Origin of the sequence: Allocoprococcus comes, assembly GCF_013300725.1 — a bacterium.
GTDB lineage: Bacteria > Bacillota > Clostridia > Lachnospirales > Lachnospiraceae > Allocoprococcus > Allocoprococcus comes_A.
In genome coordinates, this window is sequence record NZ_JAAIMM010000001.1 from 106,684 (window position 1) to 126,023 (window position 19,340).

The 19,340-nt window shown below is 43.6% G+C and carries 17 protein-coding genes and 8 tRNA genes; all 25 read left to right on the forward strand.

Going from position 1 to position 19,340, the window contains the following annotated elements:
• Nucleotides 1–3: 3 nt before the first annotated feature.
• The 25 genes from whiA to G4407_RS00670 all read left to right on the forward strand — a co-directional run bounded on the left by whiA (nt 4) and on the right by G4407_RS00670 (nt 19,325).
• Nucleotides 4–963 carry a DNA-binding protein WhiA gene (whiA, locus tag G4407_RS00550; RefSeq protein WP_173687341.1) on the forward strand — a complete coding sequence of 320 codons (960 nt, stop codon included), beginning with the start codon at nt 4–6 and terminating at the stop codon, nt 961–963.
• On the forward strand, nt 960–1,223 hold the full coding sequence (locus G4407_RS00555) for an HPr family phosphocarrier protein (RefSeq protein ID WP_117558570.1): 264 nt from the start codon (nt 960–962) through the stop codon (nt 1,221–1,223). Before whiA ends, G4407_RS00555 begins: the two co-directional genes overlap by 4 nt.
• Before the next feature lie 122 nt (nt 1,224–1,345).
• A complete protein-coding gene (locus G4407_RS00560) occupies nt 1,346–2,242 on the forward strand; it encodes a diacylglycerol/lipid kinase family protein (protein ID WP_173687342.1) in 897 nt (298 codons plus the stop codon).
• A gap of 96 nt (nt 2,243–2,338) precedes the next feature.
• Nucleotides 2,339–2,410: transfer RNA gene (locus tag G4407_RS00565), tRNA-Glu, on the forward strand.
• A gap of 40 nt (nt 2,411–2,450) precedes the next feature.
• Nucleotides 2,451–3,317 (forward strand): class II fructose-1,6-bisphosphate aldolase, encoded by an 867-nt coding sequence (fba, locus tag G4407_RS00570; protein ID WP_173687343.1) that lies wholly within the window; start codon nt 2,451–2,453, stop codon nt 3,315–3,317.
• A gap of 152 nt (nt 3,318–3,469) precedes the next feature.
• Complete coding sequence (locus tag G4407_RS00575; protein ID WP_173687344.1) at nt 3,470–5,590, forward strand: glutamine synthetase III family protein; 2,121 nt, start codon at nt 3,470–3,472, stop codon at nt 5,588–5,590.
• Nucleotides 5,591–5,795: 205 nt separating this feature from the next.
• Nucleotides 5,796–7,910, forward strand: coding sequence for a glutamine synthetase III family protein (locus G4407_RS00580; protein WP_173687345.1), 2,115 nt, complete (start codon nt 5,796–5,798; stop codon nt 7,908–7,910).
• A 261-nt stretch (nt 7,911–8,171) separates the two neighbouring features.
• Nucleotides 8,172–8,627, forward strand: a complete 456-nt coding sequence (locus tag G4407_RS00585) for a DUF1700 domain-containing protein (protein ID WP_173687346.1) — start codon at nt 8,172–8,174, stop codon at nt 8,625–8,627.
• Between the two features lie 317 nt (nt 8,628–8,944).
• Nucleotides 8,945–9,178, forward strand: coding sequence for a hypothetical protein (locus tag G4407_RS00590; protein WP_173687347.1), 234 nt, complete (start codon nt 8,945–8,947; stop codon nt 9,176–9,178).
• A 138-nt stretch (nt 9,179–9,316) separates the two neighbouring features.
• Nucleotides 9,317–10,477 (forward strand): THUMP domain-containing class I SAM-dependent RNA methyltransferase, encoded by a 1,161-nt coding sequence (locus tag G4407_RS00595; protein ID WP_173687348.1) that lies wholly within the window; start codon nt 9,317–9,319, stop codon nt 10,475–10,477.
• 19 nt (nt 10,478–10,496) lie between these two features.
• A complete protein-coding gene (gene rdgB / locus G4407_RS00600; RefSeq protein WP_173687349.1) occupies nt 10,497–11,102 on the forward strand; it encodes an RdgB/HAM1 family non-canonical purine NTP pyrophosphatase in 606 nt (201 codons plus the stop codon).
• Entirely contained in the window at nt 11,099–11,581 is a 483-nt protein-coding gene (locus G4407_RS00605) for a metallophosphoesterase family protein (RefSeq protein ID WP_173687350.1), read from the forward strand. The genes rdgB and G4407_RS00605 overlap by 4 nt, the downstream gene beginning before the upstream one ends.
• Before the next feature lie 167 nt (nt 11,582–11,748).
• Nucleotides 11,749–11,823, forward strand: a tRNA-Pro gene (locus tag G4407_RS00610).
• Between the two features lie 8 nt (nt 11,824–11,831).
• Nucleotides 11,832–11,902, forward strand: a tRNA-Gly gene (locus G4407_RS00615).
• Nucleotides 11,903–11,924: 22 nt separating this feature from the next.
• Nucleotides 11,925–11,998, forward strand: a tRNA-Arg gene (locus G4407_RS00620).
• A gap of 8 nt (nt 11,999–12,006) precedes the next feature.
• A tRNA-His gene (locus G4407_RS00625) sits at nt 12,007–12,080 on the forward strand.
• Nucleotides 12,081–12,280: 200 nt separating this feature from the next.
• Nucleotides 12,281–12,352 (forward strand) — tRNA-Gln (locus G4407_RS00630).
• A 4-nt stretch (nt 12,353–12,356) separates the two neighbouring features.
• A tRNA-Lys gene (locus G4407_RS00635) sits at nt 12,357–12,429 on the forward strand.
• Between the two features lie 39 nt (nt 12,430–12,468).
• Nucleotides 12,469–12,549, forward strand: a tRNA-Leu gene (locus tag G4407_RS00640).
• Between the two features lie 457 nt (nt 12,550–13,006).
• On the forward strand, nt 13,007–14,233 hold the full coding sequence (locus G4407_RS00645) for a glycosyltransferase family 4 protein (RefSeq protein ID WP_173687351.1): 1,227 nt from the start codon (nt 13,007–13,009) through the stop codon (nt 14,231–14,233).
• Nucleotides 14,234–14,359: 126 nt separating this feature from the next.
• Nucleotides 14,360–15,043 carry a PHP domain-containing protein gene (locus tag G4407_RS00650; RefSeq protein WP_022220161.1) on the forward strand — a complete coding sequence of 228 codons (684 nt, stop codon included), beginning with the start codon at nt 14,360–14,362 and terminating at the stop codon, nt 15,041–15,043.
• Nucleotides 15,044–15,335: 292 nt separating this feature from the next.
• The gene (locus G4407_RS00655) at nt 15,336–16,502 is read left to right on the forward strand and encodes an FprA family A-type flavoprotein (protein ID WP_173687352.1); all 1,167 of its coding nucleotides are present in this window, start codon (nt 15,336–15,338) and stop codon (nt 16,500–16,502) included.
• 41 nt (nt 16,503–16,543) lie between these two features.
• Entirely contained in the window at nt 16,544–17,470 is a 927-nt protein-coding gene (locus tag G4407_RS00660) for a DMT family transporter (RefSeq protein WP_330585902.1), read from the forward strand.
• 79 nt (nt 17,471–17,549) lie between these two features.
• On the forward strand, nt 17,550–17,735 hold the full coding sequence (locus G4407_RS00665; protein WP_008372704.1) for a DUF6472 family protein: 186 nt from the start codon (nt 17,550–17,552) through the stop codon (nt 17,733–17,735).
• Between the two features lie 45 nt (nt 17,736–17,780).
• Nucleotides 17,781–19,325 carry an MATE family efflux transporter gene (locus G4407_RS00670; RefSeq protein ID WP_243868732.1) on the forward strand — a complete coding sequence of 515 codons (1,545 nt, stop codon included), beginning with the start codon at nt 17,781–17,783 and terminating at the stop codon, nt 19,323–19,325.
• Nucleotides 19,326–19,340 lie beyond the last annotated feature (15 nt).

The following is a 19,340-nucleotide window of genomic DNA, read 5'->3' on the forward strand; positions in this document are numbered from 1 at the left end:
AGTATGTCTTTTTCTGGAAATATTAAAGAAGAAATATCGCGCCAGTTAAGTCCTGCAAGGCATTGCCAGATTGCAGAACTTGCAGCGATCATCAGCATGTGCGGGGCTGTCATGATCGACAGCAGAGGTCATGCGGCACTTAAGATTCATACGGAAAATCTGGCAGTTGCAAGAAAAAGCTTTACTTTATTGAGAAGAACGTTTAATATAGTGGTTGATATCGCTATTCGGGTGAACCGGGAAAAAGGCAGCAGCTACTATTATATAGTTGTAAAAAAACACGAAGATGCTGTCAGGGTTCTTCAGGCGGCAAAGCTGATCAATCCTTATGGAGAGGTGGAAGAAGAGCTTTCTGTAGTAAAGAATGTCGTGATTCAGGAGACTTGCTGTAAGCGGGCTTTCCTGCGAGGCGTTTTTCTTGCATCAGGATCCATGAGCGACCCGGAGAAATCCTATCATTTTGAAATTGTCTGTGCGTCGATGGGAAAAGCACAGCAGATTCAGAAGATAATGAGATGCTTTGCTTTGGACGCAAAGATTGTATCAAGGAAGAAATCATTTGTGGTTTATCTGAAAGAAGGAGCTCAGATCGTGGATGTGCTGAATGTGATGGAGGCACATCAGTCACTGATGGAGCTGGAGAATATCCGCATATTGAAAGATATGAGGAATACGGTGAACCGAAAAGTGAACTGCGAGACTGCGAATATCAATAAAACGGTTTCCGCTGCTGTAAAGCAGATCGAAGATATAAGGTATATTGAGGAAACAAAAGGACTCGATAAGCTGCCGGAAGGATTGAAGGACATGGCCCTTACAAGACTTACATATCCGGAGGCATCTTTAAAAGAGTTAGGCGCACTTCTGCAAAATCCGGTAGGCAAGTCCGGAGTGAACCACAGATTGCGCAAGTTAAGTGAAATGGCGGAAGAGATAAGGGCTAAGCAAGGAGGAACATTATGATCAAAAAACCTGTTAAGATTCAATTGTCCGAGGGATTAGACGCCAGACCGATTGCACTTCTTGTTCAGGAAGCTAGTCAGTATTCAAGTTCGGTGTATATCGAAGTTGACCAGAAGCAAGTCAATGCAAAGAGCATTATGGGGATGATGAGTCTGACACTGCTGCCGGGAGAGGAAATCACCGTTGTTGCGAACGGAACAGATGAAAAGGAAGCAGCAGCTGGTATCGAAAGGTTTCTTGTGAACGTTAAGAACAGATAATTGCATAAAACTTTGAAGAGTCTGCCAAAAGCAGGCTCTTTATGCTATAATGCATGTATCCGTAAGGAGCTGTGGGGACAAGGCCTTACAGAGAAAAGAACAGATAACAGGAGGACGGACGTATGAAAAAAGCATTGTTTATTTATAATCCGAATGCAGGAAAGGGACTTTTAAAACCGAAGCTTTCTGATATTATTGACATTATTGTAAAAGCAGGATATGAAGTGGTTGTATATCCGACGCAGAAATATAAAGACGCTTATTATAAAGTAAAGACATTTACAGAGGAGTATGACCGTGTGATCTGCAGTGGTGGTGACGGAACACTTGATGAGGTCGTAACCGGAATGATGAAGAGAGAAAAAAAGATTCCGATCGGCTACATACCGACAGGAACGACCAACGACTTTGCAAGCAGTCTCCATATCCCGAAGAATCTTCTCCAGGCGGCAAGTACAGCAGCAGGGGGAACAGAATTCCCTTGTGATATCGGACGGTTTAACGGAGATGTGTTCGTATACATTGCAGCATTCGGACTCTTCACGGATGTATCTTATGAGACAAAGCAGGAAATGAAGAATGTTCTGGGACATCTGGCATATGTGCTGGAAGGAGCAACCAGAATTTTTGATATCCCGTCATATAAATTAAAAGTGACACATGACGGTGAAACGATCGAGGACGAATTTATTTATGGTATGGTGACGAATTCCAGATCTGTAGGCGGTTTCCGTAATATGATCGGGAAGAATGTAGTCTTTGATGACGGAGAATTTGAGGTTACCCTGATCCGGACACCGAAGAACCCGATCGCGCTTCAGGAGATCATCGGGGCACTTCTGAGCAGCCAGATCAATACGAAGCACATTTATTCATTTAAGACAGGTGAGATCCATTTTGAATCAGTGGAAGAGATCCCGTGGACGCTGGATGGAGAGTTCGGTGGGGAGCATGACAGCGTCTGCATCAAGAATGCGAAGCAGGCACTTAAAATCGTAGTTCCGGAAGAGGAGCAGTAAAAAAGCAATAAAAAATAAAAAAAAGGCTTGTCAAATGAAAAGAAGTACGCTATACTAAGCAAGTGAGTTAGCAAGACGGCTAATGAACGTACATCTGGCCCCCTGGTCAAGCGGTCAAGACGCGACCCTCTCACGGTCGAATCAGGGGTTCGATTCCCCTGGGGGTCAGCCTATAAAAGCCTTTAACAGAGAAGTGGAGGAATACAAAATGTTAGTTTCAGCAACAGAAATGTTAAAAAAAGCAAAAGCAGGTCATTACGCAGTAGGACAGTTTAATATCAACGATCTTGAATGGACCAAAGCAGTTCTGACTGCAGCTGAGGAATTAAGATCACCGGTTATTCTTGGTGTGTCTGAAGGTGCAGGAAAATACATGGCTGGATACAGAACAGTTGTAGGAATGGTAAATGGAATGATCAAAGAAATGGACATTTCAGTTCCGGTTGCACTTCATCTTGATCATGGTAGCTATGAAGGCTGCCTGAAATGTATAGATGCAGGATTCTCATCAGTTATGTTTGACGGATCTCATTATCCGATCGAAGAAAACATTGAGAAGACTACAGAACTTGTTAAACTTTGCCATGGAAAAGGACTTTCTATCGAGGCGGAAGTTGGTTCTATCGGTGGAGAAGAAGACGGTGTTGTTGGAATGGGCGAATGCGCAGATCCTAAGGAATGCAAGATGATCGCAGACCTTGGTGTTGATTTCCTTGCAGCAGGTATCGGTAACATCCATGGGAAATATCCGGAAAACTGGAAAGGACTCAGTTTTGAGACTCTTGCAGCAGTTCAGGAGCTCACAGGAGAACTTCCGCTCGTACTTCACGGAGGTACAGGAATTCCGGATGATATGATTAAGAAAGCAATTGACCTTGGAGTTTCTAAGATCAATGTTAATACAGAATGTCAGCTGGTATTCGCAGAAGCTACCCGCAAATACATTGAAGCAGGAAAAGATCTTGAAGGAAAAGGATACGATCCACGTAAACTTCTGAAACCGGGTGCAGATGCAATCGTTGAAAAAGTAAAAGAGAAAATGATTCTGTTCGGTTCTGACGGAAAAGCTGAATAGTCTGATTTTTGATAATATCATGGACAAAGGCGTCCGAAGAAAACGGTATAAAAGGAGTTTTGCGTAAGTGCAAGACTCCTTTATTTGAATCAAAAAACGACCGTTTTGTATGAGTAGTAGAAAATGAGTAGTAGAAAAGAGAGGTACATGGGATGAGCGAATGGATTAGTGTAGCAGAAATATTTGGAGAAAACGTCTTCAATGATGCTGTTATGCAGGAAAGACTTCCAAAGAAGACTTACAAAGAGCTGAAAAAGACGATCGAAGAAGGTAAAGAGCTTCAGGCTGCAACAGCAGACGTTATTGCACATGAGATGAAAGAGTGGGCGATTGAAAAGGGTGCCACTCATTATTCGCACTGGTTCCAGCCTCTTACAGGAGCAACAGCTGAAAAGCATGATTCGTTTATTTCAGCACCGAAGTCAGATGGAAAGATTCTGATGGAGTTTTCGGGAAAAGAGCTGATCAAAGGAGAACCGGATGCATCTTCCTTCCCGTCAGGAGGACTGCGTTCCACATTTGAAGCAAGAGGTTATACAGCGTGGGATTGTACATCCCCTGCATTTGTAAAGAAAAACCCGGATGGAAAAGGAACGATCCTTTATATCCCGACAGCGTTCTGTTCTTACACAGGAGAAGCATTGGATCAGAAGACACCGCTTCTTCGTTCAATGGAAGCAATTAACAAGCAGTCTATTCGTCTGCTCCGTTTGTTTGGAAATACAACTTCTAAGAAGGTTACACCTTCTGTTGGAATTGAGCAGGAATATTTCCTGGTAGACAGAGATAAATATCTTAAGAGAAAAGACCTTGTATTTACAGGACGTACTTTATTCGGTGCAAACCCTCCGAAGGGACAGGAGCTGGACGATCATTACTTTGGTGCGATCCGCGAGAGAATCGCAGCATTTATGACCGATGTTAATGAAGAGCTCTGGAAGATGGGGGTATCTGCAAAGACACAGCACAACGAAGTAGCGCCTGGTCAGCATGAACTTGCACCAATCTATGCACAGTGCAACGTAGCAGTTGACCATAATCAGCTGATTATGGAGACGCTGAAGAAAGTGGCATATCGTCATAACCTTCACTGCCTGCTTCATGAGAAGCCGTTTGAAGGTGTAAATGGTTCCGGAAAGCATAACAACTGGTCGCTGGTTACAGATGATGGGATCAACATTCTGGATCCGGGAAAGACACCTCATGATAATATTCAGTTCCTTCTGGTTCTGACCTGTATTCTCCGTGCAGTAGACCTGCATGCAGACCTGCTCCGTGAATCTGCTTCTGACGTAGGAAACGATCACAGACTTGGAGCAAATGAAGCACCGCCGGCAATTATTTCCGCATACCTCGGAGAACAGCTTGAAGACGTGCTTGCACAGCTTATTGATACCGGAGAAGCTGCACACAGCTTAAAAGGCGGCAAATTACATACCGGTGTAAGTACGCTCCCGGATTTTGCAAAGGATGCAACTGACAGAAACCGTACTTCACCATTCGCATTTACAGGAAATAAATTTGAATTCCGTATGGTAGGATCCAGAGACTCGGTGGCAGCACCGAACGTAGTATTAAATACAATCGTGGCTGAGTCCTTCTCTGATGCCTGCGATGTACTCGAAAAAGCAGAAGATTTTGATCTTGCAGTCCATGATCTGATCAAGGAATATGCATCCAAACATCAGAGAATCGTATTCAATGGCAACGGATATTCTGATGAGTGGGTGAAGGAAGCCGAAAGAAGAGGACTTCCGAATATTAAGACCATGGTAGAGTCTATTGAATGCCTGACATATGACAATGCGGTTGAAATGTTTGAAAAATTCGATGTATTCAGCCGTGCAGAACTGGAATCCCGTGCAGAGATCAAATATGAGGCATACTCAAAGGCAATCAACATTGAAGCACGTTCCATGATCGATATCGCAAGCAAGCATATTATCCCGGCTGTGATCCAGTATGTAACTTCGCTGGCTAATTCGATCAACCAGGTAAAACAGGCATGCACTGCAGCATATACAGGCGTACAGGAAGAGCTTCTTGTACAGTCGGCTGATCTTTTGAAAGACACAAAAGAAGCACTCAGAGCACTGGAAACTGTTGTGGCAGAAGTACCGGAGACAGAAGGAAAAGAACAGGCATTCTTCTTCATGCAGAAAGTTGTACCGGCAATGGAAGCTTTAAGAAAACCAGTGGATGAACTGGAAATGATCGTCAACAAGAATATGTGGCCGATGCCTTCTTATGGAGATCTGCTGTTCGAGGTCTAAGAAGTGACTGGTATAAATGTTGAAAAAGAAGTTGAAAACTCATGAAGTTTTGTGAAAATATACACAAATTAAAAAATTGGTCTTGAAATTTGAAAGAAAAAAGAGTATCGTAAATGTATCTTAAATAACAGAGATCACAATGAACGAGGAAGTTCCACAAAGTGGAGCTTCCTCGTTTTTTTGCGTTAGAGAAAGGAAGGTAATTATGAGTAGTGAATGGTTAAGCGTGGCAGAAATTTTTGGCGAAGATGTTTTTAACGATGCAGTAATGCAGGAGAGACTTCCGAAAAAAGTATACAAAAAATTAAAACAGACAATTGAAGAAGGAAAAGAGCTGGATCTTGAGACTGCAGATGTAATTGCGCATGAGATGAAAGAATGGGCAATCGAAAAAGGTGCAACCCATTATACACACTGGTTCCAGCCACTGACAGGAGTTACTGCTGAAAAGCATGATTCCTTCATCTCAGCTCCTCTTCCAAGCGGAAAGGTTCTGATGAGCTTTTCAGGAAAAGAACTGATCAAAGGAGAGCCGGATGCTTCTTCTTTCCCGTCAGGAGGACTTCGTGCTACATTTGAAGCAAGAGGATATACAGCATGGGATTGTACATCACCGGCATTTGTAAGAAAAGATGCAGCCGGAGCAATCCTTTGCATCCCGACAGCATTCTGCTCTTACACAGGTGAGGCGCTGGATGAAAAAACACCGCTTCTCAGATCTATGGAAGCAATCAACAAAGAATCCATCAGACTGCTTCGTCTGTTCGGAAATACAACATCAAAGAAAGTAACACCTTCTGTAGGACCGGAGCAGGAATACTTCCTTGTAGATGCAAAGAAATTCTTACAGAGAAAAGACCTTATTTACACAGGACGTACACTTTTCGGAGCAATGCCACCGAAAGGACAGGAGCTTGACGATCACTACTTTGGAACAATCCGTCAGAGAGTTGCTTCTTACATGAAAGATGTCAACGAAGAATTATGGAAACTTGGTGTTGCAGCTAAGACACAGCACAACGAAGTGGCACCGGCACAGCACGAACTCGCACCGATCTATGCAGAGGCCAATATTGCAGTAGATCACAACCAGATCATCATGAAGACATTGAAAAAGGTAGCATGCGAGCATGGACTGAAATGTCTGCTTCACGAGAAACCGTTTGCAGGAGTCAACGGATCAGGTAAACATAACAACTGGTCAATCACAACAGATGACGGAATCAATATGCTGGATCCAGGAAAGACACCTCATGAAAATGTACAGTTCCTTCTGGTACTGGCATGTATCCTGAAAGCCGTTGATGTACACGCAGACCTGCTTCGTGAATCGGCTGCCGATCCGGGAAATGACCATAGACTTGGAGCAAACGAAGCACCGCCGGCAATCATCTCTATCTTCCTTGGTGAACAGCTTCAGGACGTTGTAGAACAGCTCCTCAGCACAGGTGAGGCAACACACAGCCTGAATGGTGGAAAGCTGGAAACAGGCGTAACAACCCTTCCGGATCTTACAAAGGATGCAACCGACAGAAACAGAACTTCACCATTTGCATTTACCGGAAATAAATTTGAATTCCGTATGGTAGGTTCCCGCGATTCCATTGCAGGACCAAACGTAGTACTGAATACAATCGTAGCAGAGGCATTTGCAGAGGCATGCGATGTCCTGGAAAAAGCAGATGATTTTGATACAGCTGTACACAGCCTGATCAAAGAATATCTGACAGATCATCAGAGAATTATCTTCAACGGCAACGGATATTCTGATGAATGGGTAGCTGAAGCAGAAAAGAGAGGACTTCCGAACATCAAGTCCATGGTAGAAGCAATCCCGGCACTGACGACTGAAAAAGCGGTAGATCTGTTCGGAAAATTTGGTGTATTTACCAAGGCAGAGCTGGAATCCCGTGCAGAGATCAAATATGAGAACTATGCAAAGGCAATCAATATCGAAGCAAAGGCTATGATCGATATTGCTGCAAAACAGATCATTCCTGCAGTTGTAAAATATACAAAAGAGCTTGCAGATACGGTTCTTGCAGTAAAAGAAGCCGGAGCAGATGCATCTGTACAGGCAGAAATGCTCGCTGACATTTCAGGACTTCTGACAGAAACAAAGGCTGCCCTTAAGAAACTGGAAGCAGTCACAGAAGAAGCAGCAGGAAAAGAAGAAGGAAAAGTACAGTCTGAATTCTATCACTTCAGTGTAGTTCCGGCTATGGAAGGACTCCGTACACCGGTAGACGAACTGGAAATGATCGTGGATAAAGAAGTATGGCCAATGCCTTCTTACGGAGATCTTTTATTTGAAGTTTAGAAAATACATATAAAATACTTATAGAAATTTAAGGACCTTAGACTTGGAAAGAAGCAGAAATTATGCTACTCTAAGTCTGAGGTTCTTTTCTGTATCCGGAAATGTATTTCCGGATATAGAAAGTCTTCGGCGGGATGTGCACTGTGATACAGGGAAGATGTCGCAGGCAACGATCACAGGCGCGGGAATGTGCCAAGGCACATTTTTGTATCGGAATATAATTATAAACAATGAAATGATGAGAATAGAGGAGAAAGAAAGATGACGAAAGCAGAGTTCCTTGAAAAACTGAGAATTGAACTTTCTTCCGGTGTGACACCACAGGTGTTGCAGGAGAATCTGAACTACTATAGTCAGTATATTGATGATGAGATCAGAAAAGGAAGAACGGAGAGTGAGGTACTGGCGGAACTTGGAGATCCGTGGATTCTTGCGAAAACGATCGTGGATGCGCAGGGAGAAGAAAGTGTAGAAGATGTGATCTATGATTCGGATGGAAGGACCTACAGAGACAACAGCAGCACAGAAGGAAGCAGCAATATCCATGTGTGGAGCCTGGATAGCTGGTGGAAGAAACTTCTGCTGATTCTTGTGGTTGTGGCTGTGATCGTTGTGATCTTTGCGGTGATAAGCGGGATTGTAAGCCTGATCGCACCGGTACTGATCCCTCTTCTGGTGATCATACTGCTGGTCAGAATGCTGAGAAGGCGATGGTAATTAAAAAAGCCGGAGGTATAAGATTCTTCTGCAATGGAAAGAAGCTTATGTCTCCGGCTTTTTGGTTATATGTTCTATATGTTAGGTTCAAGTACATGAAAAGAATCTGTCTATATAACGTTAAACGCCCGATAGGGGAGCTATCGAGCGTTTGAGGGGAGTATAAATAATTAATAAGGGGTTGTAGAAAATAAATCTCTACACGACAAAGTATAATATAAACCGATTTGAAAATCAAGAAAAAAATAAAAATGTATAAAAATACGAAAAGGATAGATACTATGTTTGTACAAAAAAAATGTCAGGAGGAATTATCAATGGCAAAAAATTATAATGCTTCAGAAAACAGTACAAACAAAAATTCATATGGATCCAACAAGAATGCGTATGATGAAAATGCATCCGGCAAGAACCAGTCAAATAAAAATTCAGGCAATAAAAATGCATCCGGCAAGAATATGACTAACCGGAATGCAAAGAATGCATATGAATCAGATCGTAATGCATATGACAGCTCAAAGTCCTGCCATAACGAAAGTGACAAGTATTAAAAAGTGCAAAACAGTTAAGAGGGGAAAAGCAGCGGAATCCAAACCGCTGCTTTTTCGCGAGCTACGCCCCTTGACAAAAGGCAGACAGAAAACGTAATATAGTTTATAACAGATTGTGGAGTAGAGAAAGGAATAAGAATGGAAAAGATGGAGCTGATAGCACCCTGCCATTTCGGAATGGAAGCTGTTCTGAAGCGGGAAGTGCTGGATTTAGGATATGAGATATCAACAGTAGAAGACGGAAGAGTATGCTTCTGGGGAGATGCACAGGCGATTTGCGATGCGAACGTGTTCCTACGGACAGCAGAGAGAATCCTTCTTAAGGTTGGTTCATTTAAAGCAGAGACATTTGATGAATTATTTGAGAAAACAAGAGTACTTCCGTGGGAGAATTATATTCCGAAGAACGGAAAGTTCTGGGTGACGAAGGCTGCATCTGTAAAGAGTAAACTGTTCAGCCCGTCAGATATTCAGTCGATCATGAAAAAAGCTATGGTAGAAAGGCTGAGACGGATCTACGGGATAGAATGGTTCCAGGAGGATGGACCGGCTTACCCGATCCGTGTATTTCTGATGAAAGATATCGTGACGATCGGAATTGATACCTCCGGCGTATCGTTACATAAGAGAGGTTATCGTCAGATGACCGTAAAGGCACCGATCACAGAGACACTGGCATCCGCACTGATCATGCTGACACCGTGGCACAAGGACCGGATCCTGGTAGACCCTTTCTGCGGAAGTGGAACATTTCCAATTGAAGCGGCTATGATGGCAGCCAATATTGCACCGGGTATGAACCGTTCCTTTACAGCAGAAGAATGGGTGAACCTGATTCCGAAAAAAGCATGGTATGATGCGATGGATGAGGCAAATGATGTGATCGACCGGGAGGTACAGGTTGATATTCAGGGATATGACCTGAATCCGGAGGCAGTAAAAGCAGCAAGGCAGAATGCCAAAGATGCAGGCGTTGACCATCTGATCCATTTTCAGGAAAGAGCAGTAAAGGACTTAAGCCACCCGAAGAAGTATGGTTTTATCATTACCAATCCGCCGTATGGCGAGCGACTGGAGGATAAAAAGGATCTGCCGCAGTTATACAGAGAATTTGGTGAGAGTTTTAAAAAGCTGGACAGCTGGTCTGCATATATGATCACCAGTTACGAGGATGCAGAGCGTTATTTCGGAAGAAAAGCAGATAAGAACCGGAAGATATATAACGGTATGCTGAAGACCTATTTCTATCAGTTCTTAGGTCCGAAGCCACCGAAACGCCCAAGAGAACCAAGACAGTAAGAGAAAGAAGAATTTACAGATGAAAATTATTTTTGCAACGGGTAATAAGAATAAAATGACAGAGATCCGTCAGATCCTGCAGGATCTGGGGATGGAGATCCTTTCTATGAAGGAAGCGGGGATTGACATTGATATCGTAGAGGATGGAAAGTCCTTTGAGGAAAATGCGATGATCAAAGCCTCAGCGATCGCAGAGCTGCCGGAAGTGAAGGCAATGGATGCGATTGTACTGGCAGATGATTCCGGACTGGAAATCGATTATCTGAATAAAGAGCCGGGAATCTATTCTGCACGTTATGCAGGAACCGATACTTCGTATGATATCAAGAACAGTCTCCTGCTTTCAAGAATGAAGGGCGTACCGGATAATCAGCGTACAGCAAGGTTTGTCTGTGCGGTGGCAGCAGTATTCCCGAACGGGGACAAAGAGGTTGTCCGTGGAACGATGGAAGGATGTATTGGTTACGAAATCGCCGGAGCAAATGGATTTGGCTATGATCCGATCTTTTTCCTGCCGGAATACGGTTGCACCTCGGCAGAGCTTGCACCGGAAAAGAAGAATGAACTCAGCCACAGAGGAGAAGCACTTCGGATGATGAGACAGATCATGGAGAAAAAGTTATGAGAGTATTGATCATTAGTGATACACATGGAAGACATACTGCATTTGACCGGGCAATCATGGAAGCTGGAAAGATCGATTATCTGGTTCATCTCGGGGATACAGAGGGTGGAGAAGACTATATTGAGGCATTCTGTGGATGCCCGGCATATATCCTGGCAGGGAACAATGATTTCTTTTCGCGAAATCTTCGTGAGATGGAGATCTATTTTGGCAAGAAAAAAGCATTTATGGCACATGGACACCAGTATTCCGTGTCTCTTGGTGTAGAGCGGATCCTGGATGAGGGAAGATCGAGAAATGCAGATATCGTGATGTTTGGGCACACACACAGACCGTATCTGAAAAAGTTTGGGGATATTACAGTGCTGAATCCGGGCAGTCTGTCATTTCCACGGCAGGAAGGCAGAAAAGGCAGTTATATCATTATGGAGATGGATCAGGACGGGAATACAGAGTTTTCGATTCATTATCTGGATTAGAGTAGGTGGCACGTATTTCTGCTGAAAAAAGGGCAAAAATGCGTGTCTTTTACAAGAAAAAGAAAAATAAAAATTTCTTTAAAAAAATTTAAAAAACATGTTGACTTTTTGAAAACCTTGTAATATAATAACTTTTGTCGTCACGGAGATGACAAACAGATAAACAACGGGGTGTGGCTCAGCTTGGCTAGAGCGCCTGGTTTGGGACCAGGAGGTCGCAGGTTCGAATCCTGTCACCCCGATGTGATCTGCGGGTGTAGTTCAATGGTAGAACACCAGCCTTCCAAGCTGGATACGTGGGTTCGATTCCCATCACCCGCTTACACTGAGAATTCAGTGTTGTGTGTTTGTAGCTCAGTTGGATAGAGCAACGGCCTTCTAAGCCGTGGGTCGGGGGTTCGAATCCCTCCAAGCACGTTTATATGGTGGGTATAGCGCAGTTGGTTAGCGCGCCAGATTGTGGCTCTGGAGGCCCAGGGTTCGAATCCCTGTATCCACCCTTTAATCTATAATATTTGAAAGAAATGGCAAGCAGAAATGCTCGCATTTTTTTTATGATAGACATTGTAAGAGTGGATATCATAAAAGTCTTCGGCAGGATATGAGAGCTTTGGCAGATTACAGGATGCCATAAGTTAAGCGATTGTCGCAGGCGCGGGAATGTGCCATGGCGCATTCTATGTTAAGACATAAAGATAATGGGCCATCGCCAAGCGGTAAGGCACAGGACTTTGACTCCTGCACTCGCTGGTTCGAATCCAGCTGGCCCAGTTACGGGCGTGTAGCTCAGGTGGTAGAGCACTTGACTTTTAATCAAGTTGTCCGGGGTTCGAATCCCCGCACGCTCACTCATTTAGTCCCATGGTCTTCTGTGGGACTAAAAAAATGCGGATGTGGCGGAACTGGCAGACGCGCTAGACTTAGGATCTAGTCTCTACGAGGTGCAGGTTCAAGTCCTGTCATCCGCATTTAGTTAAATATAACAAAACCAATTATATATAGAAGTAATAGAGGAACCTTTACCCAAAAAGGTTTCTTTTTTTTATAGGAACTTCCGAAGGAACTTCCTATGAAAAAAGGCACTGCGTGCCGGAGATGCGCACTCGCACGAAGAAGAAGAAAAGAAGAAGCAGTATTCAGATTTCTCTGTTGAAAATATCCGGATCGAGATCGTCTCTTTTACAGATTCCAACTATATGTTAATATAATCATATGAAGAGGTTGGGGGCAAAAGGTATTTTGACTCCTTTGATACCAGATTGCTACGTGCTTTGCACTCTCGCAATCCTCAAAAACAGGTGAAAAAGAAACCGGAGAAAAAAAGTATGGATAAATGATAAACGGTGAGTACCGCTTTTATTGATCACATTACGACAATAAATACATATAACAGGGAAATTTTAACAAAGTAAGAGGGACGAAAGAATGAAAATATTAAGTGTCACAGCCCAGAAGCCGGACAGTACCGGAAGCGGCATCTATCTGACGGAACTGGTCAGAGGATTTGAAAAAAAGGGAATCACCCAGTCAGTGATCGCGGGAGTTACAAAAGCTGATCAGGTATGTCTTCCGGAGGGGGTAAGCTTTTATCCGGTATATTTTGAATCGGAACAGTTACCGTATCCGATCACGGGAATGTCGGACGAGATGCCGTATCCGAGTACCAGGTATTCAGACCTGACAGAGGAGATGACGGAAACGTTCCGGAAAGCATTTGGCGAGGTACTGAAAAAAGCAGTAGAGGAGCTGGATCCGGATGTGATCCTGTGTCACCATCTGTATCTCCTTACAGCAATCGTAAGAGAACTGTTTCCTGATAAAAAGGTATATGGAGTATCCCATGGATCCGACCTGCGGCAGATCCGCAAGACAGAACAGAACCGGGAATATATTTTACAGAGAATTCCTGCGCTGGATGGGATTTTTGCATTGCATGAAGAGCAGAAAGAGATGATTTGTGGAATTTATGGGGAGCAGATCAGAGAGAAGGTACGGGTGATCGGAACCGGCTATAACAGTGATGTTTTCCGGCAGAATATATTCCGGCAGGAGACGGGGGCTTTACAGGGAGAAGAAAAAGAGCTGAGATTAATCTTTGCCGGAAAGATCTCAGAGAAAAAGGGTGTGAAAAGTCTGATCCGTTCGCTGAATTATCTGAAGGATTCCGGTCTTGTTATTTCTCTGGAACTGGCAGGAGGCGCCGGAGATGAGGGCGAGTATCAGGAGATCCGGGAGCTTGCCGAAAAGTGTCCGTTTGCAGTTACCTTTGCCGGGAAGATCACACAGCAGGAGCTGGCGAAGAAGATGAATCGGAGTGATGTCTTTGTACTGCCTTCTTTTTATGAAGGTCTTCCGCTTGTGATCATTGAGGCGCTGGCATGTGGTACCTATGTGATCTGTACAGATCTTCCGGGGATCAGGAACTGGATCGATCAGAATCTTCCGGATAATGGTGTGGTTTTTGTAGAGCCGCCAAGAAGAGTGAATGAAGATGAACCTGTGGAAGAAGAACTTCCGGTATTTGAAAAGAAACTTGCCGGGGCCATCGAAGGGATCGCAAAAGCTCCTGGATCAAAGCCGGAGAAGGAGTATCTGGAGCAGATTTCGTGGGACGGACTTTGTGCGTGTCTTATGCAGGTATTTGAGCAATAGAGTGTTTATCGGAAAACCCTATAATTGAATTTCTGCATGTAAATTATCAATTATTTTTTTGTAAAACAACATGTTAAAATGAAGAAAAGAGAAATGAAAAGGCATTTTAACAGGAGGTTATGCCAGATGATAATTGATATGCATATGCATGAGATGCGTTATTCGGGGGACAGCTTTTTAAGATTGGAGAATATGGTAGAGATCGCAAAGCGCAGAGGACTTGATGGAATCTGTATTACGGATCATGACAGTATGGGACTGAAGGAATTTGCGGCAGAGTATTCGGAGAAAACAGGATTTCCGATTTTTGTCGGAATTGAATTTTATTCCCTGCAGGGAGACATTGTAGCATTTGGAATTGAGGATTATCCCAAAGAGAGAATCCCGGCACAGGAGTTTGTAGATCTGGTACAGGCACAGGGGGGGATGTGTTTCAGTGCCCATCCATTCCGCAATAATAACAGGGGACTGGAAGAGAACCTGAAGATTGTAAAGGGACTTGATGGAATCGAAGTGCTGAACGGCAGCACGCTTTACGAGGCAAATCGAAAGGCGGCAGAATATGCGGCTGAGCTTGGACTTGCAACAGTTGGATCAAGTGATTGCCATGTGCCGGAGAAGCTGGGACTTTATGCAACGTATTTTCCAAGAGAGATCCGTTCGGTACAGGAACTGATCCGGAGTGTAAAACGATGCGAGACTCTTCCGGTGTATTATAAAGAGGGTGGATATTATCTCTGGGATATGAAAAATCCGATTGATGCGCCGTTTCACATTTACGAGCAGGAACAGATGGTGTGTGCCGGTTAACGTAAAAAATGAGAACAGATATGAAAAAATTAAACGCTTTTTTTATTGAAAGTGTGTTATTTCCATAGTATTATTAAGAGTGGAAATTAAGAGGGCTGGAATGTAATATTTCCAGCTTTCTTATTTAACAGAAGATTCCGAAGGAACTTCCTGTTAAATAAAAGGCACTACGTGCCGGAGTATACTTTGAGGATTGCGAGAATGCAAAGCACGTAGCAATCTGGTATCAAAGGGGTCAAAATACCTTTTGCCCCAACATATTTTCAATCACCAATTACAAGGAGGAACTAACATGAAAGACGTAGTAATTTCAGATGCAGTAAAATATATCGGAGCTGATGATAAGGATCTGGATCTTTTCGAGAGCCAGTACATCATTCCGAACGGAGTATCTTATAACTCTTATGTGATCCTGGATGAGAAGATCGCTGTTATGGATACCATTGATACAAGAAAGACAGATGAATGGAAAGAGAATCTGGAGAGAGTACTGGATGGAAGAACACCGGATTATCTGGTCGTATCTCATCTGGAACCGGATCATGCCGGAAGTATCAAAGAATTTGCAGACAAATACCCGGAAGCAAAGATCGTGGCAAGTGCAAAAGCTATTGCAATGCTTCCACAGTTCTTTGAAATTGCAGATCTGACAGACCGTGCAGTTGCGGTAAAAGAAGGCGAAGAGCTTTCCCTCGGAAGTCATACCCTTCAGTTCTTTATGGCTCCGATGGTTCACTGGCCGGAGGTTATGGTCGAATACGAAAAGTCTGAGAAGATTCTGTTCTCGGCAGACGGATTTGGAAAATTCGGTGCTCTGGATGCAGATGAAGACTGGGCATGTGAAGCAAGAAGATACTATTTCAATATTGTAGGAAAATACGGTGCACAGGTACAGGCTCTTCTGAAAAAAGCAGCGACTCTGGACATTCAGACAATCTGCCCGCTTCACGGACCGATCCTGAAGGAAGATCTGGGATACTATATTGGAAAATATATGACATGGAGCAGCTATGAACCGGAAGATGACGGGGTACTGGTTGCTTATGCATCGATCCATGGCAATACAAAGGAAGCAGCAGAGAAGATGAAAGAGATCCTGGAAGATAAAGGTGCAAAGAAGGTAGCAATTACCGACCTTTCAAGAGATGATATGGCAGAAGCGATCGAGGATGCATTCCGCTATGACAAGCTGGTTCTTGCAGCAGCTTCTTATGATGCAAGTGTGTTCCCATGCATGGAGACATTCTTGAACAAACTGACCAATAAAAACTACCAGAACCGTAAGATCGCAATTATCGAGAATGGTTCCTGGGCTCCGACAGCAGCACGTGTGATGAAGAGCTATGTAGAGAAAATGAAGAAGATCACACTCTGCGAAAAGACGGTTACGATCAAATCTACAATGAAAGACGCAGATGTAACTGCAATGGAAGAACTTGCAGATGAACTTCTTGCGTAAGAAATGGATAGAATGAGATGATAAAGTTAAAAGAGACTACAATGAAGAAAACCTGGGTGGTATGTCTTCTGGCAATGGTCTGCTGTGCATTATGGGGAAGTGCATTTCCCTGCATTAAGGTTGGATACCGGCTGTTTCAGATTGATTCAGCCGATACTGCCGCACAGATCCTGTTTGCAGGCTGCCGTTTTACGATCGCAGGAATTATGGTTATTCTGTTTGGATCAATCCTGCAGGGGCGTTTTCTGAAACCGGGGAAGGGAGATCTTCCGAGAATCGGCAAAATCTGTCTTTTACAGACGGTGATCCAGTATTTTTTCTTTTATGTGGGACTTGCACATACGACCGGAGTCAAAGGATCGATCGTTGAGGCATCCAATGTATTTCTTGCAATCCTTGTTTCAAGCCTGATCTTTCATCAGGAGAAACTGGATCAGAAAAAAGTGATCGGATGTATCGTCGGATTTGCAGGGGTGGTTCTGATCAATCTGAGCGGAAGCAATGTGGATATGAGCTTTAATCTGACCGGAGATGGATTTATTTTTATCTCTGCGATCGCTTATGCATTATCTTCTGTACTGATCAAGAAGTATTCGGACAAATCTGATCCGGTGATGTTAAGCGGATATCAGTTTACAGCAGGCGGGCTCGTGATGATTCTGATCGGATTCTTGATGGGTGGAAGAATCCATACGGCAAGTATGCCGGCAATGATTCTTCTGATCTATATGGCACTGATTTCTGCAGTTGCATATACGCTGTGGGGGATCCTTTTGAAATACAATCCGGTATCCAAGGTATCGATTTTTGGATTTACAAATCCGGTATTCGGGGTGATCCTTTCAGCGATTATTTTGCGTGAGGGAAATGTATTCGGAATGAAAGACCTGATTGCGCTGGTGCTGGTTTCCATCGGAATCCTGATTGTCAACTGGGCGAAGCCGGTGGGAGAAAAAGGAATGAACTAAGATGGAACCTGTTTTAAAGAAGGACACCTGTAGCTGATCCCGATTTTTGAACAGGAAAAGAAATAACAGGAGGCAGGTTATGGCAAATACAGCGAGCTGTTGTGACACCTGTACATTTTATATTTACGATGATGAATATGAATGTTACACGTGTGACAGAGACCTGGATGAGGATGAGATGATGCGGTTTCTGACGGATCAGCATTATCAGTGTCCTTACTACAGATCTGGAGATGAATATAGAGTCGTCAGAAAACAGATGTAAATTGTAGATGAGGGAATAGAAGTATAAAAAACGCAGAATTTTGTAATGCGTCAGGTAATAGAGGAATTTGTACTTGTTCCAAGAGGAGAAGCTGCGGAGCGGATAAATGGAACAATGAAGCTAAGTGAGACAGCGGCATTTATTTATGAACATCTGGAGGAGGTTATAAAGGTGAGAGATAAAAAGACAAATACAGTAGATGAGCAGGACAATCCGCTTGGATATGAAAAGGAATCAAAACTACTGGTCGGATTTGCGATTCCGTGTATTATTTCTATGCTGGTGACAGCTCTTTATAATATTGTAGACCAGATTTTCATTGGTCAGGGTGTGGGAATGCTTGGAAATGCGGCAACGAATATTGCATTTCCGCTTTCCACTTCCTGTACGGCGATTTCTCTGTTGCTTGGAATCGGCAGTGCGACCAATTTTTCTTTGAAGCTTGGTGCCGGAGAAGAAAAAGAGTCTGCAGAATATGCGGGGAACGGGATTTGTCTGATGGTGATCTTTGGAATCGCACTTTTTGCGGTGACTACGTTATTTTTAACTCCAATGCTGAAATTTTTTGGGGCAACATCAGAAGTACTTCCATATGCACAGGAATATACACGGATCACGGCGATTGGCTTTCCGTTTCTGATCGCAAATACAGGAATGAGTAAGCTGATTCTTGCGGATGGAAGTCCGCGGTATTCGATGACATCCATGCTGGCAGGCGCTATTGTCAATACGGTCCTTGACCCGATTTTTATTTTCGGTCTGCATATGGGAATGCGTGGGGCAGCACTTGCGACGATCATCGGACAGATTGTTTCTTTTTGTATCAGTTTGCGGTATATGTTCCATTTTAAAACGATCCGACTCACAAAAGACAGCTTTCATATGACTGGCAGATATATCCGGAATATTTTCAAATTCGGTGCGAGTGCGTGCTTTAACCAGATCGCGATGACGATCGTGCAGATCGTGCTGAATAATACCCTGGCACATTACGGTGCGCAGTCTGTGTATGGCGGTGATATTCCGCTTGCATGTGCGGGGATCATTACCAAGGTAAATATGATCTTCATGTCGTTCGTTATTGGAATTTCCCAGGGAATCCAGCCAATCATCGGATTCAACTATGGCGCAGAAAAATATGACCGGGTGCGGAAAAGCTACCTGCTTGCACTTGGAACCGCAACCGTTCTTTCAGGAATTGCATTCTTCTGTTTCCAAGTATTCCCGAGACAGATCATCAGTGTATTTGGATCAGGAAGTGAACTGTATTTCAAGTTTTCAGAGCGGTATTTCCGGATCTATATGTTCCTTACGATCGTAAATGGAATTCAGCCGGTCACATCAAACTTTTTCAACTCCATCGGGAAGTCTCAGCTGGGTGTGTTTATGTCCCTGACAAGGCAGATTATCTTTTTACTCCCGCTGATTGTAATTTTCCCATTGTTTATGGGAATTGACGGGGTTATGTATGCAGGACCAATTGCAGATGCGGCAGCAGCAATCGTCTGCGGATATTTCATGGTGAGGGAGCTTAAGGAACTTTCCGCGATGGATAAGAAGAAAAAAGAAGAAAGTGCAGTGCTGAGCTGATGAGAAAGACGGTTC

Bases quoted from the DNA above. Each gene is read 5' to 3' on its own strand.
- G4407_RS00580 (WP_173687345.1), top strand. From the start codon at position 5,796: ATGAGTAGTGAATGGTTAAGCGTGGCAGAAATTTTTGGCGAAGATGTT.
- whiA (WP_173687341.1), top strand. From the start codon at position 4: ATGTCTTTTTCTGGAAATATTAAAGAAGAAATATCGCGCCAGTTAAGT.
- G4407_RS00605 (WP_173687350.1), top strand. From the start codon at position 11,099: ATGAGAGTATTGATCATTAGTGATACACATGGAAGACATACTGCATTT.
- rdgB (WP_173687349.1), top strand. From the start codon at position 10,497: ATGAAAATTATTTTTGCAACGGGTAATAAGAATAAAATGACAGAGATC.
- fba (WP_173687343.1), top strand. From the start codon at position 2,451: ATGTTAGTTTCAGCAACAGAAATGTTAAAAAAAGCAAAAGCAGGTCAT.
- G4407_RS00560 (WP_173687342.1), top strand. From the start codon at position 1,346: ATGAAAAAAGCATTGTTTATTTATAATCCGAATGCAGGAAAGGGACTT.
- G4407_RS00595 (WP_173687348.1), top strand. From the start codon at position 9,317: ATGGAAAAGATGGAGCTGATAGCACCCTGCCATTTCGGAATGGAAGCT.
- G4407_RS00575 (WP_173687344.1), top strand. From the start codon at position 3,470: ATGAGCGAATGGATTAGTGTAGCAGAAATATTTGGAGAAAACGTCTTC.
- G4407_RS00585 (WP_173687346.1), top strand. From the start codon at position 8,172: ATGACGAAAGCAGAGTTCCTTGAAAAACTGAGAATTGAACTTTCTTCC.
- G4407_RS00665 (WP_008372704.1), top strand. From the start codon at position 17,550: ATGGCAAATACAGCGAGCTGTTGTGACACCTGTACATTTTATATTTAC.
- G4407_RS00660 (WP_330585902.1), top strand. From the start codon at position 16,544: ATGAAGAAAACCTGGGTGGTATGTCTTCTGGCAATGGTCTGCTGTGCA.
- G4407_RS00650 (WP_022220161.1), top strand. From the start codon at position 14,360: ATGATAATTGATATGCATATGCATGAGATGCGTTATTCGGGGGACAGC.
- G4407_RS00670 (WP_243868732.1), top strand. From the start codon at position 17,781: ATGCGTCAGGTAATAGAGGAATTTGTACTTGTTCCAAGAGGAGAAGCT.
- G4407_RS00590 (WP_173687347.1), top strand. From the start codon at position 8,945: ATGGCAAAAAATTATAATGCTTCAGAAAACAGTACAAACAAAAATTCA.
- G4407_RS00555 (WP_117558570.1), top strand. From the start codon at position 960: ATGATCAAAAAACCTGTTAAGATTCAATTGTCCGAGGGATTAGACGCC.
- G4407_RS00645 (WP_173687351.1), top strand. From the start codon at position 13,007: ATGAAAATATTAAGTGTCACAGCCCAGAAGCCGGACAGTACCGGAAGC.
- G4407_RS00655 (WP_173687352.1), top strand. From the start codon at position 15,336: ATGAAAGACGTAGTAATTTCAGATGCAGTAAAATATATCGGAGCTGAT.